Below are 364 nucleotides of genomic sequence, written 5' to 3'. Positions count from 1 at the left end.
CCGAGCCGGCCGAGTGAGGCCGCGTTGTTCAGCGGGCCCCGCCTGCCAGCAACCGGACTCCGCAGGCTGCCGCGGTGCGGGCATGCCGCTCTGCAAACATTTTTCGCAACATGCGTTTTACGGCCCAGCCCGCGAGCCAGTCGGAAACGGGAGCCAGCGGAAGCGAGAACTCCACGTCGTCCGTCAGAAGGCAACGCCCGTCCGGCTGCCGCTCGAAGCCGTGCCGGTGCCGCCAGACGCGGAACGGTCCCTGCACCTGCTCATCGCAGAAGAACTGATTCTCGCGATATGCGGTGTGGCGGGCCGCCCAGCGCAGCCGCAAGGGGCCGAGCCGCAATTCGATGTCCACCTCGGAGCCCGGTTC

1 protein-coding gene is annotated in these 364 nt (G+C 68.4%); it reads right to left on the bottom strand.

Annotated features, from left to right (window positions below; all coding sequences use genetic code 11):
• Positions 1-28: 28 nt before the first annotated feature.
• Positions 29-364 (bottom strand): SRPBCC family protein (locus tag N2041_RS14490; protein WP_297679306.1); only part of this gene is annotated, 336 nt, incomplete at its 5' end.

The organism is Tepidiforma sp., from assembly GCF_026419595.1.
Lineage (GTDB): Bacteria > Chloroflexota > Dehalococcoidia > Tepidiformales > Tepidiformaceae > Tepidiforma.
Note: the sequence above shows the minus strand (reverse complement) of the source record. Positions and strands in the feature narration are given on the sequence as shown.